The organism is Protofrankia sp. Cj5 (assembly GCF_917627405.1).
Classification (GTDB): domain Bacteria; phylum Actinomycetota; class Actinomycetes; order Frankiales; family Frankiaceae; genus Protofrankia.
In genome coordinates, this window is record NZ_CAKJTO010000122.1 from 1 (window position 1) to 12,744 (window position 12,744).

Sequence of the window (12,744 nt, forward strand, 5' to 3'; positions counted from 1 at the left end):
GACTGGCACGTCATCAACTCGGCCCTGCCGAGCTCGCCCATCGAGCCGTACCTGCCGCAGTCGGGCTCGGGCACGCGGAACTCCTTCCTCAAGGCGCTGAACAACGGTGGTGATGTCAACGGCCCGAACGCGGCCCTGACGCCGGGCGCGTGCGTACGTCAGCCCGCCACCCTGGAGGAGAACAGCGGTGTGAGTCTCCAGGCCAACCTCCAGGCCGGAGACGCGATCGGTGACGCGCTGGTGCCGTACTCGGCTGGCAAGTGGGTCGCCCAGTCCCGCGGCGGCGACGTGGACAACCGCAATGGCTTCACCGTCCGCCAGATCGACAGCGTTCCCGCCACAGTCCCCGACGTCGCCAACGGCGCGGCCGGCCCGTACTCCCTGAACACCAGCGGCAAGTTCCCCCGCCTGCTGTTCAACGTGCTCAAGAACCAGCCTGGCAGCACCGGTCTGGACAAGATCTGGTCAGGCTACACCGCGGTCTTCGGTAAGGCCGGCTACATCTGCACCCACCCGCTCGGCGTCAACGAGGGCTTTGTCTCGCTGCCCACGTCGGGTACGGGCACGCTCTGCGGTGCCAAGTACGGCCTTTCCTAGCAGGCCAGCGGCCCGCCCCAGAGCGCACCCGTGTTAACCGCAGGGCCCGGTGTCCGCGCCGGGCTCTGCGGCGCATCCATCCATATGTTCCGTCGTGACTGGCCGGGTAGGTCCCGATACCCGGGTGGGTCCCGACACCACCGCACGCCCGTCCGCGGCGTGTCCCTCCCCGGCGCTGGAGAAGACGTGTCACCGAAATTGCCTGGCTGGCCAACGGACGCGCGCACACGGCCCTCCCCGTGCGCCCGGCGGCCGCGGGGGGCCAAGGTGCCGCGGGCGGGCGTCGCGCTCGCGCTGGCTGGCGCGGTCATGGTGTTCACCGGCTCGCTGCTGCTGCCGGGGCCGCAACCGGCACGGGCCGCGGACGTCTCGGTGGCGAGGACCTTCCCGGCACCGGCGATCGGGGCGAACGCCTCGGTGACGGTCAGCAAGACGACCGATCTCGGTTTCGAGGCGATCCACGTCAGCTGGCGGGGCTTCCCGTCCAGCGGGACGGAGCTGTCGACGAACGAGGTTCGCATCTACCAATGCCGAGCCGCGCCGAAGTCCGCCGGTGACTGCTACGGCTCCGAAACGCTGGCGTCGGGTTCCGATCCCAGCGCGCTCGGAGGGCTCAACGGCGCGGGCCCGGACGGGCCGGGTAACAGGCGCAAAGCGATCACGCAGCCGGCCGGGACGGGCAGCGCCGACTTCGTGGTCGAGACGGGGCGCGAACTGACCAGCCTTGGCTGTAACTCGACCCAGCCGTGCTCGCTGGTGCTGTGGAAGCTCACGACGCCGTCCGTCGAGCTGGTGAACAGCTGGGCGCCACACGTCACCATCCCGTTGGCCTTCCGTCTCGGCGCCGGGGCGTGCTCGATCAACAACCCCGACTTCACCTCCGCGGGCGCGCCCGTGGCGAACCTCGCGATGCTGAGCTGGACCGCCAGGTCGTGCGCGGGCACGCCCGCGCTCAATGTCGACTACTCGCTGCTCGGCGACGTCCAGGCCCGGTCGGATTATGCCGCCGGCAGCGTGGACATGGCGCTGACCACGCGCCCGGCCGCCACCGGCGCGACCGGCCCGAATCCGGTGGCCTACGCGCCGCTGGCGGTGTCCGGTATTTCGGTCGGTTTCCTGCTCGACGATCCCGTGACCCACCAGCAGGTCACCTCGCTCAGGCTGAACGCACGGCTGATCGCGAAGCTGCTCACGCAGTCCTACCCCGGTCTCTACGGTTCCGGTGGGCCGCCCGGCTGCGACCCCACGGCGCCCATCACCGGGCCTGGCAGCGCGTACTGCCCCAACCCGGGGACGGCTGGGAACCCAGTGACGATCTTCGCGGACCCGGAGTTCCAGGCGCTCAACCCCGGTGTCGCCTGGGCACGGGACTTCACCGCCCAGAACTACTTCCCGCCGGTGCTCACCGCCGACGGTGAGGACCTGACCTACGAGCTGACTCGCTGGCTCGCCGCGGACCCGGATGCGAGCGCCTTCCTCAAGGGCACCAAGGACCCGGCCGGCATGCATGTCAGCGACTACTTCCTCGACGCCTGGAACAAGGGCGGCCTGCGATTCCCGCTCGACACGTTCCGCACGGTCGATCCGACGTCGGCGATGAACATGACGTTCGCCCCGCTGAGCGGGCTGGACGCGGTCGTCCGCCAGGCCGCGGCCGGTGCTCCGGCGGGCAAGGACCCGAGCAGCATCTCCGACCAGGATCCCAGCCATCAGCCGTCCTCCTACGCGGCGGCACGACAGGGCTTCCGTTCGTTGTTCGTGCTCTTCGACAGCGCGGACGCGACCAACCTGAGCATGCCGCAGGCGGAGCTGAAGAACGCCGCCGGCTCCTTCACCACTCCGACCGAGGCGTCCATGGCGGCGGCCGTCAAAGCCATGACCGTCGATGCGGACGGCGTCCGCCAGGCCGACCACACCGCGACCGACCCGGCCGTCTACCCGCTCGTGCTGGTTCACTACGCGATGGTCCCGACCAGCGGCATCGACAGGACCAAAGCCGGCAAGATCGCCGATTTCATCGACCTGGCCGCGGTGAAGGGCCAAGAGCACGGTATCGACAACGGTCAGCTGCCCAACGGCTATCTGAGTCTGCCGGCGGATCTGGTAGCGCAGGCCCGTACGGTCGAGACCGCGGTACGCCTCCAGGCCGCGCCGGCGTCGGCCGGTACACCCACCGCTTCGGCGAGCCCGTCGCCCGGGGCGCAGGCGGCCTCCGCCGCCGCGGGCAATGCCGCCGTGGGCAATGCCGCCGCCGCGGGCGGCACCACGACGTCCGGGCAGGACAGCGGCGACACGTCGGCGAGTGCTGGCGGTACCACCTCGACCGGCGGCACGGCCACGCCCGCCCCCAGCCCGACGGCGGTCGCCCGGCCCGGCGCCAGCCCATCGGCCCGAGCCGTCCCGAGGGCGAGCGCCACCTCGGCGTTCACCACGTCGGCCAGGTCGGGACCGCTGGTGGAGTCCACCGGCGTCGGGCGGCACGCCATACTGCTCCTGGTCGTGATCGGATTCGCTTCCGTGGTATTCGGCCTGGGGCTTGTCGGGTACTCGCGGGGTGAACCCGCGCCGGCCTGGGCACGGTCGCTGGCCCGGGTGCTCCCGCGGATGTGGAAGTAGGCGGGGTGCGCGTGACGGTTCAGGCATCAGCGCCGGGTACGGCCCCCACCACGGCAGTGACGGCGGCGACAGCGACGGCGGCCACAGCGACGGCGACGACACGGACAACGGCGGCATGGGCAACGGCGCGCCCGGCCACCGGCGGGCCGCCGCGGCGCCAGCCCGCCGGTGGCCGGGCGGTCATCGGGATCGCCGTCGGGCGGGTTCTCCTCATGCTGGCCGCGCTGATGCTCGGCTTCGCCGGCTATCTGCTCGCGGTGTCCGGGCTGCAGCAGACCCGGACCCAGGACAACCTCTACAAGACGTTTCGCGGCCAGCTCGCCCAGACCGGTGATGAGGTTGCTCCGGTCGCACCACCCATCACGCCCGGGGTGCCGGTGGCGATCGTCGAGATTCCTCGGCTGAAGGTGCGTCAGGTCGTCGTCGAGGGTACCACCAGCGGCGCGCTCACCCGTGGGCTCGGTCATCGGCGGGACACACCGCTGCCCGGCCAGGCCGGCACGGCGGTTGTCTACGGTCGGCGTTCGACGTTCGGCGCGCCTTTCGCGAAGCTCGACAAGCTGCGGATCGGCGATGAGATCGTCGCGACGACCGGTCTCGGCAGCGCGACGTTCACGGTCGTCGAGGTCCGCGACGGGCGCACCCCACCGCGGCCGCTGACCGCGCCGGTCAACCGGATCACGCTGGTGACCTCGGCGCCGGCCGTCAGCCCGAGCCACACACTGGTGGTCACCGCCAAGCTGACGACCGCCGTGGCGCCGTCCGCGGGTGTCCGGCCGGCCATCTACGCCGACGAGCGTTCCCTCGCCAGCGAGCCGGCCGCCGCCCTGCCCCTGTTGCTCTGGGCGCAGGTACTCCTCGTCGCGGTGGTGTGCGCGACCTGGTTGTTCCACCGCTGGGAACGGTGGCCGGCCTATCTCGTGAGCGCGCCTGTGCTGGTCGCGGTGGTCTGGAACGTTTACGAGAACCTCGCCCGCCTGCTCCCGAACCTGCTCTGAAGGGATGGACATCGTGCCTGACGCGCCCGTGACCGGCGTGCCCGCGCTTGACAAGCCGACCGCGCGGTTCCCGGCCGTAGCGGAGCCTGCGCCCTTGGGCACGGCGACGCATGACACGGCGACGGGGCTGGTGCCCGCCGCCCGCCGTGAGCGGACCGGGCCGGTCTCCGGCGCGGCGCTGGAAACGAAGGACGTCTCCGCGTGGTTCGGGGAGCGCAAGGTGCTTGACCGGGTTTCGCTGACGATGCGACCCGGTGAGGTGACGGCGCTCATCGGTCCCTCGGGCTGCGGCAAGTCCACCTACCTGCGCATCCTGAACCGGATGCACGAGCTCATCCCGGGCGCGTCCCTGGCCGGTGAGGTTCTGCTGGACGGCGAGGACATCTACGCCGCCGGCAAGCGGGCGCAGGAGACCCGTCGCCGGATCGGCATGGTCTTCCAGAAGCCCAACCCGTTTCCCGCCATGACGGTCTTCGACAACGTCGCGAGCGGCCTGAAGCTCGCCGGGATCAAGGGCAAGGACAAGGACTCCCTGGTCGAGCACTGCCTGCTGCGGGCCGGCCTGTGGAACGAGGTCCGGACCCGCCTGCGCTCCCCGGGGGGCGCGCTGTCCGGCGGGCAGCAGCAACGGCTGTGTATCGCCCGCTCGCTCGCCGTCGAGCCGGCTGTGCTGCTCATGGACGAGCCCTGTTCGGCTCTTGACCCGACATCCACCCGCCGGGTCGAGGAGACCATCGCCGAGATCGCCTCGGATGTGACGATCATTATCGTGACGCACAACATGCAGCAGGCGGCGCGGGTGTCCGACCACTGCGCGTTCTTTCTCGCCGAGGAGGGGCGGCCCGGCCACGTCGTCGAGTACGGGCGCACCGAGCAGATGTTCCACGACCCGCGCGACCCGCGGACCGCCGACTACGTCAACGGCCGGTTCGGGTAGGACGCGGGAGAACGGCTCTTCCGGGCCGTGGGCCGGGCCGGGCCGTTGTGGAACCGGTCCGTCAGAAACCCCCGGAGGCCTCCGGTCGGGCGAAAACCCATGGTCACATGGTCCGTTGGTCTATCGATCGATGACATTGACGGCTGTCTATGTTTGGGTCCATGCTTGCCCTGGCAGTACATAGACGCGGATCGATGTGAGGTGGTCGTCGTGGCCAGGGTCCAGTTGGCGCTGAACGTGTCCGATGTGAACGCGGCCGTGAGCTTCTACTCGAAGCTGTTCGGGGTTGGGCCGGCGAAGCGCCGGCCCGGGTACGCGAACTTCGCGGTCGAGGTCCCGCCGCTGAAGCTTGTGTTGATCGAGAACCCGGCGGCCCGGGAAGCCGGGGTGGCTGGCGCGCTCAACCATCTCGGTGTCGAGGTCGAGTCCACCGGCGAGGTGACGGCGGCGGCCGCGCGGCTGGCCGGTCTGGGGCTGGCCACAGCGACCGAAGAAGCCACGACGTGCTGTTACGCGGTGCAGGACAAGGTCTGGGTAGATGACCCGGACGGTGCGCCGTGGGAGGTCTACACCGTCCTCGCTGATGCCGATGCCGATGCCGATGCCGGCGTTGGCGTTGGCGTCGCTGGACGGCCGGCCGTCCAGCGGGAGGCCGAACCGGGCACGCCGGGGTCGGCCTGCGCATGCGGGCCTGTGTGTGGTGGCATCGGTGGCCCGGAGCCGCTGGCCCTGACCGTGGCCCCGGTGGCTGGCCGTTGACCCCGGCCGTGACCGCGGACCAGCGCCCGCCGCTGGCGCGGCGGGTCGCGGCGGAGGCGTTCGGCAGCATGCTGCTGGCCGCCCTTGTCATCGGCTCCGGGATAGCCGCCCAACAGCTCAGCCCGAACCAGATCGGTCTGCAACTGGCGGAGAACGCCACGGTAACCGCGGCTGGCCTGTTCGCGATCATTCTGATGGTCGGGCCGGTGTCCGGCGCGCACATCAACCCGGTGGTCTCCGCCGTCGACGCGCTGTTCGGCGGTCTGCCCTGGCGGGACGTCGCGGCCTATCTGCCCGCCCAGGTCGCGGGATGCGTCGCCGGTGCGGTGCTCGCCAACGTCATGTTCGGGCAGGCGGCGGTGTCGATCTCCACCCATGACCGGGCGTCCGGCGCGCATCTGCTGTCCGAGATCGTGGCGACGGCCGGCCTGCTCCTCGTCATCTTCGCCCTTGCCCGCTCGGGGCGGGCCGACCGGGCACCGGCGGCGGTCGGGGCCTACATCGGCGCGGCGTACTGGTTCACCAGCTCGACCAGTTTCGCCAACCCGGCGATCACGGTGGGACGGATGTTCTCCGACACCTTCGCGGGTATCGCCCCCGCGTCCGTCCCGGCGTTCGTCGCCGCCCAGCTCACCGGCGGGCTGGTCGGTATCGCACTGATCAGGGTGTTCTACCCCGGGCTGAGCCCGGCCACGGCGTCGACCGTCGTCGTCGCACACTCGCCGGCCGTGACCCCGAACGGCACGGTGGACCAACCTGACACGTGGGCTGCCGACGGCGCGCTCAGACAATGATCATTACTGGTCAGCCTGTTGCCGGATCTGACGCTCCCGCCCCGCTGACCGACCGCTCTTCGTGAAGGGAAGAACCGTCCGTGTCCACGAAGCCGTCCACGAAACCCTCGGTACTGTTCGTCTGCGTCCACAACGCGGGACGCTCCCAGCTGGCCGCCGGTTGGCTCTCCCATCTCGCGGCCGGGGCGATCGAGGTCCGTTCCGCCGGGTCGATGCCCGCTGAGCAGATCAACCCTGCCGCGGTGGCGGCCATGGCCGAAGTCGGCATCGACATCACCACCCAGACCCCGAAGATCCTTACCATCGAGGCCGTGGAAGCCTCCGACGTCGTGATCACCATGGGCTGCGGCGACGCCTGCCCGGTTTTCCCCGGAAAGCGCTACGAGGACTGGAAACTCGACGACCCGGCCGGTCAGAGCGTCGATGCCGTCCGGACGATTCGCGACGACATCCAGACGCGGGTCGAAAAGCTCATCGCCGAGCTGCTCCCGACCGTCCCGGACGACGCCGGAAGATAAGCGGCGGTCCGGATTCCCGGATCACCTGGGCCGGGTCAGGCCGCGATCAGCGGCGCATCGCCAGCGGACGGACGCACACTCCGGCTTCGATCGCAACCGTCTCGACAACCTGGCGGGCAAGTGGGAGCCGAGCTCGTTCCGCCCGGCTTCCAGGCTGGGACTGCTCATTCTAGGTTGATGATTGGGAGTGGAATATTCATCCATTCTTGGTATGAAAAGAGACAAATACGGGGAATCGAAAGCAGAATCAGGCACTCGGATGCGTAAGCTTCCGTCCGCTGGTGTCCACCGGTGTTGGTGGACGTCCATTTTGTACCATTATGTCCAGTGAAGTAGAGGCGCCGCGACGCTGTGAGGAGAATCTGGCGCGGCGGATGACCGTGGACAAGCGCGGATGTCCTCGAACGCCGCCAGACGGACTTGGACCGGCGGATGCCTACGGATATGGGTGGACGAACCACAGCAGATCTCATAATCCGTCGGTCGTGGGTTCGAGTCCCACCCGCCCCCACGATGCGTAACAATGCCCTGACCTGGGCAAATAGGTAAGTTCTATGAGATCTGATGGTTGATCGGATAGAGAACGTCCAGGTCGGGGCATTGATCGTCCGGTTCGATTCTCAGTCGCATCGACAGTCTCGACTACTTTGGGTAGTGGCAGGGGTTGGGGTAGTGGCAGGGGTTGGTCGAGAGGCGTTGGGTGCCAGAGGGTACCTCGGCCCGAGGCCGATGAAGCGGATCTTGTATGCTCGACCGTCGGGCCCAGCCGGCGCCTTCCTTGGTGGTGCGTCTCGGCTCCGGGCGATTGACCCGCTGGCTCGGCCCATCTGGGTGCCGCGGACCCGCAGGTGGTGTGCACCGGCAGCCGGACTGATCGGCATGTAGTTCGGCTCGGTGGACTGCATGGCGTGGAGTAAGCGGAGGGCGACCTCTGCCCATCCGCTGAGGAGAGGTTTCACACGCTGCTGGATGGCCGCGCCTTCGGTCTCAGGGCCGACGAGTGGCAGCGGTGGACGTGGAGCACCTGCATCCCTTTTCGTCGCGTCGAATCCACTTGGTCGGGGACGGTGCCGTCCGCGACAATCCGTCGTGTGCCCCTGCCTCAGGCAGCTGTCCAACGGTTGACCCAGGATTCGCTCGCACGCTTGGGACCGCTTGATCCTCTACCCGCAGCGTCGATCCCCGCGTCCCCAGACGGCTGGTCATCCTCCCTGGCCGACCTGGCCTTCCTACGGGCGGTCGACGATCTGGCACGGTTCGTAGAGCAGGTGAGGTCGGCATTCTTCGCGAGCGACGCCTCAGGTTTGCGGATCGCATCGACCAGGCTGGCCGATGGTGTGGCGGCCACGACTCACGACCTCTGGTGCCCTCGCCGCGCCCGCGTCCGGGGGCGAATCAAGGTCGCCGCCGACTTCGCGTTGCTCGCCGCGGCGGTCGACATCGCACGCTTGGCCGCCCTCGGCCTCATCCACACCGCCGCCGACTGGGTCACCATGGGCTGACCCGGCCGGCGGGGCGGCCCCGGCCGGGTCAGGAGCGACCAGCGGTCACCGCTCGGCCAAAGACGACCGCTTTCAGCTACCCCTGGAAGATTCGCGAGGGAAATCACTCTACGCGGTGATCATAAAAACACCAGCCACCTAGGGTGGGATGCGCGGCAGAAGGAGAGCGGGCCGTAGCCCGCCGCCCCTCGACCGGGCGTCAGAGGGTAACGGGCAGTTCCTTACCGAGCCAGTCTCGGTAGAACGTGCCGAGGTCGGGGGTGAAGTCGACCTCGACGGGGAATCCCGGGGGGACGCAGTCGGTGTCGAGTAGGGTTCCGCTGACGGGACAGAGGAATTCGCGGATCTCGACCAAGCTTGGATCGATGGTCATGTCGTTCTCGGGGTAGATCTCGAGCAGGTCCTCCCGTGTGCGGCGCACGATCATGCGGCACTGCATCTTCCAGTTGCCGTTCCATGGCCCGAGTTCGGCGCCGGCGGTCGTCTTGACGATGGCCCTGCCGTTCTTGGCGACGATGAAAAGGTTTTCCCCGAGCGGAAGCAGGATCTGCTCGTCCCAGGTTACGAGGCTCTGCCACGCGGCGATGGTCTCCTCGAAGCGAATCTCGGATTTCGGTGCCCGCATTAGTCCGAGGAGTTCCTCCCAGCTCAGCTCGTTGCGTATGAGGGCGTTGACGACTTCGGCGGAGCCCGTCGAACCCTGCGAGGTGTGGGTCATGGTCGTAGCCCTTCAGGACGCGGTCGGCTTGGGGCGGCTGGACGAGTTGGGGAAGTAGAAGTCGGTTGGTGCGGGCGCGGTGAAGGTCGGCTCGCCGGTGTCGGTGTAGGGGAACTCGTCGATCTGCCAGAACGCCTTGTACTGGTTTACGATCGAGTCCGACAGCTTCGCCGAACGCGCGTACATGTGCGCGACCAGATCGGACACGTCACCGGTCCTGGCACGCTCGCGCTCGGACTCCCACCATTCCCCGGCGGTGACCGACTTCGCCAGCCGTGCCGCGCGGCGTTCGTCTCTGCTGGCCGCGGTCGCCTCGGCCGATCCGCCGTATCCGTAGGCGGCCTTCGCGCCGTCGACGGTCATCAGGCCCTTGACCAGGTCCGCCTCGATCGCGCGGGTGTCGCGGGCGAGTGGGTCGCCGTATCCAACCCCGCCGTAGTAGATGATGCCGAACAGGTCGCCCTCGCTCAGGTTGGGCGACCACTGGTTAAGCGGGCCGCAGTACCACTCGCGGGCGGTGAGCCGTCCGTCCTTGAGCATCTCCTCGGCCTCGTCCACCGAAGATGGCAACTTCTCCCCGGCCGCGACGAGGTCCTTGACATTGGTGCCGGCAGCCCACAGGCACTTCCACCCCGCGGGCGGGTAGCCGCCGAACAAGCCCTTGTGGAATACTCCGCCGTTCATCGCGCCCGACGCGGACAGGGTCACGTTGACGAGCTCGGAGCCACGCACGGTCCACAGCGACTGCCAGGCGGCACCGCCACGGAAGCGGCCGTAGCCGTGGTGGTCGGGCACGAAACTGCGTCCGAGGTAGACGTTCGGACCGACCATCTCCCAGGTCTCGGCGTCGCCCTGGATCCCTTCGGAGTTCCAGATCGGGCTGCCGCAGTCCATCCCGTCGGCGACACCGCGAGCGCCGAAGCTTTCGCCGGCCATCTCGAAGTTCTGGTAGCCGGTCGGACCGCCGAACTGGTCGAAGCCGGCCACTCCCACCATGCACGTCGGGGTGGACATGATGATCTCTTCGGGGAAGCCCCGCGCGTACCAGCTGATCCCCATCAGCCGCCAGATGTTGGCGAAGATCGGAATGAGAGTCCACCACGCCAGCGAGGTCGCCGCGCCCTTGTAGGTGGCATTCACGATGGATCCTTCGGGCAGGTACTGCTTCACCCCCAGGTAGGCGCCGTCGTTGACGCGCCCGTCGTAGGCCAGCAGCTGGGTGAGAGTGATCCAGAAGCCGCCGTTCATCGGTCCGGGCGCGCAGTTGAACGGGTGGAAACTCCAGCCGGTGGAGCCCTCGTAGTCGAGTTCCAGCTTGCCCTCGCCGGTAACGGTCATCTCCTGGCGGACGAGGTCGATGAAGTCGTTCTTGGCCAACGGATGCACGTAGGGAACGTGGGTGCGCATGTGCACGGGCATGGTCAGGCCTCGGTAGGTGCCGGGCACCATCGTGGCGCGGACGCGCTTGAGGAAGCTTTGTCTGCCCTCCTCGATCAACTCCTTGGTGGCGGCCTTGTAGAAGTCCAGGCCATAGGTGTCGATGATGTTGCCGAGAGCTTCGCGGACCATCAGGCAGCCGGCGAGCTTTGCCTTGTCGTCGAGGATCCACCAGCCGGAGTTACGGAGGTTCATCTGCAGCCGCATGAGGTAGTCGCGGCGGAAGTGGTCGTTCTCACCGACCTTCTCGGCGCTGATGTGCAGACCCTCGCCGTAGCGGTCCGGAGTCAGCACGGACATACCCGGGCCCTCGTAGGTCCCGGCCTCCAGCTCGTGGGAGACGGCGCCGATCCACGCAATCAGCTCGTCGCCGTGGAAGACGGGGATGACGGTCATGACGTCGGGGGTGTGCACCCCGCCGGCCCAGACCTCGTTGTTCTCGAAGACGTCACCGGGCCGGATTCCCGGGTCCTGCTCGTAGTTGTTCTTGAGCATGAACTTGATGAACTCGGACAGGGTGTGTACGTGCACCATGATCCCGGTCGACAACGCGACCGCGTCGCCTTCGGGGGTGTAGAGGCCGATGACGAACTCTTCGAAGTCACGGACCGCCGGCGAGGACGCGATGTACTTCATCGTCTCGCGGGTCGAGATGATGGTCGACATCAGCCGCGAGTGGAACGCCTCAAATTTCAGCGGGTCGGTCTCGAGCAGCTCGAGCCTCTCCAACCCGTGATAGCGACCGGTCTCGTCGAAGAGTTTCTCGCTGAGTAGCAGTTGATCCAGCAGAGGCGTGCTGCCAGTGGACACGACATGGCTCCCGTCGATGGTGGTCATGGCGATCAGTTCTGCGTTCCGCGCCGGTAGTGAATGAGGCGCCGGTTGTCGAACTCGACGTGGCAGCCCGGCGGAATGAGCAGGGTCGTCGCCGGGTGCTCGAGCACCGCGGGGCCGTTGACGACGTTGCCGGCCTTCATCTCGTCCATCTCGTAGAGGTGGAAGTCGACGGCGTTGCCGCGCCAGTAGCCCTCGCGGTGCCCCTTCTGGGCCGAGGAGGACGGCGTCCTGCCGTGCATCTCCACGATCGGGACGGCTGGCTTGGGCGTCTCGATGTCCGCGCTCAGCGCGAGCTCCATGATCATGTGACCGGCTTCCCGGTACAGCGCCTGCGACGGGTAGACAGTGGTGTAGACGTGTTCGAAACGGCGAATCAGCTCGTGCAGATCGTCGATCGACGCGAGCCGTTCGCCCGGCCAGGGGACCTCGAAGTCCGACAGCTGGTTGGTGAATCGGACGTAGGCGGTGCGGCTGAGCACCGCGTCGTCGAAGTTCCAGCCGTGCAGGTCGAAGTCCTCCTTCGCGCGGATCTCCAAGCCGGTCCAGGCCGCGTTGATCGCCTCGACGGCCGCGGACTTGACCGCGCGGGCGCCGGAGTCGTCACCTGCCGGGCAGGCGGCGATCGTGGACTGGTGGTACCGGTAGCGTCGCGGCGCGCACAGCACCCCGAACGCGGAGAACACAGCGGCGAACGGGAAGGTGATGACCTCGTCGAAGTTCAGGCCCGCCACGACGTCGGCCAGGCCGAGCGGTCCACCGCCGCCGTACATCAGCATCGTGTACTCGCGGGTGCTGTAGCCCCGGCCTCGGAGCATGTTGTTCAGGAACTCCCGCATGTAGTCGGTGACCAGCAGGTGTGCCTTCTCGCAGAAGTCGAGCAGGTCGGCGTTGAAGTGCTTGGCCATCGGCTCCAGGGCGTCGCGGGCGGCGTCGAAGTCCAGCGGTACGTCCCCGCCGAGGAAGTTGTGCGGATCGAGGTAGCCCAGCAACAGGTGACAGTCGGTGATGGTCGGGTTCGGCCACCGCAGACA

10 protein-coding genes and 1 pseudogene are annotated in these 12,744 nt (G+C 68.2%); 8 read left to right on the forward strand and 3 right to left on the reverse strand.

Translation table 11 applies throughout. From position 1 onward, the window contains the following. The 8 genes and pseudogenes from MJ777_RS19715 to MJ777_RS19750 all read left to right on the forward strand — a co-directional run. Window positions 1-597: pseudogene (locus MJ777_RS19715) on the forward strand (hypothetical protein); the annotation flags it as partial. A 267-nt stretch (window positions 598-864) separates the two neighbouring features. Continuing rightward, complete coding sequence (locus MJ777_RS19720; protein WP_239377395.1) at window positions 865-3,213, forward strand: hypothetical protein; 2,349 nt, start codon at window positions 865-867, stop codon at window positions 3,211-3,213. An 11-nt stretch (window positions 3,214-3,224) separates the two neighbouring features. After that, entirely contained in the window at window positions 3,225-4,211 is a 987-nt protein-coding gene (locus tag MJ777_RS19725) for a sortase (protein ID WP_239377396.1), read from the forward strand. Window positions 4,212-4,338: 127 nt separating this feature from the next. Further along, a complete protein-coding gene (locus MJ777_RS19730) occupies window positions 4,339-5,148 on the forward strand; it encodes a phosphate ABC transporter ATP-binding protein (protein WP_370651631.1) in 810 nt (269 codons plus the stop codon). Window positions 5,149-5,358: 210 nt separating this feature from the next. Then, window positions 5,359-5,907, forward strand: a complete 549-nt coding sequence (locus tag MJ777_RS19735) for an ArsI/CadI family heavy metal resistance metalloenzyme (protein ID WP_239377397.1) — start codon at window positions 5,359-5,361, stop codon at window positions 5,905-5,907. A gap of 68 nt (window positions 5,908-5,975) precedes the next feature. Then, complete coding sequence (locus MJ777_RS19740) at window positions 5,976-6,701, forward strand: MIP/aquaporin family protein (RefSeq protein WP_239377402.1); 726 nt, start codon at window positions 5,976-5,978, stop codon at window positions 6,699-6,701. Between the two features lie 80 nt (window positions 6,702-6,781). Further along, complete coding sequence (locus tag MJ777_RS19745; RefSeq protein WP_239346404.1) at window positions 6,782-7,219, forward strand: arsenate reductase ArsC; 438 nt, start codon at window positions 6,782-6,784, stop codon at window positions 7,217-7,219. Between the two features lie 1,145 nt (window positions 7,220-8,364). Next, window positions 8,365-8,721 (forward strand): hypothetical protein, encoded by a 357-nt coding sequence (locus MJ777_RS19750; protein WP_239377398.1) that lies wholly within the window; start codon window positions 8,365-8,367, stop codon window positions 8,719-8,721. A gap of 199 nt (window positions 8,722-8,920) precedes the next feature. Here the strand turns inward: MJ777_RS19750 and MJ777_RS19755 are convergent, their stop codons facing one another. The 3 genes from MJ777_RS19755 to MJ777_RS19765 all read right to left on the reverse strand — a co-directional run. Beyond that, window positions 8,921-9,439, reverse strand: coding sequence for an acetone carboxylase subunit gamma (locus tag MJ777_RS19755; protein ID WP_239377399.1), 519 nt, complete (start codon window positions 9,437-9,439; stop codon window positions 8,921-8,923). Between the two features lie 12 nt (window positions 9,440-9,451). Then, window positions 9,452-11,713 (reverse strand): hydantoinase B/oxoprolinase family protein, encoded by a 2,262-nt coding sequence (locus MJ777_RS19760; protein ID WP_239377400.1) that lies wholly within the window; start codon window positions 11,711-11,713, stop codon window positions 9,452-9,454. 5 nt (window positions 11,714-11,718) lie between these two features. Beyond that, on the reverse strand, window positions 11,719-12,744 hold a 1,026-nt coding region (locus tag MJ777_RS19765; RefSeq protein WP_239377401.1), incomplete at its 5' end, for a hydantoinase/oxoprolinase family protein.

Bases quoted from the DNA above. Each gene is read 5' to 3' on its own strand.
- MJ777_RS19760 (WP_239377400.1), bottom strand. From the start codon at position 11,713: ATGACCACCATCGACGGGAGCCATGTCGTGTCCACTGGCAGCACGCCT.
- MJ777_RS19755 (WP_239377399.1), bottom strand. From the start codon at position 9,439: ATGACCCACACCTCGCAGGGTTCGACGGGCTCCGCCGAAGTCGTCAAC.
- MJ777_RS19740 (WP_239377402.1), top strand. From the start codon at position 5,976: ATGCTGCTGGCCGCCCTTGTCATCGGCTCCGGGATAGCCGCCCAACAG.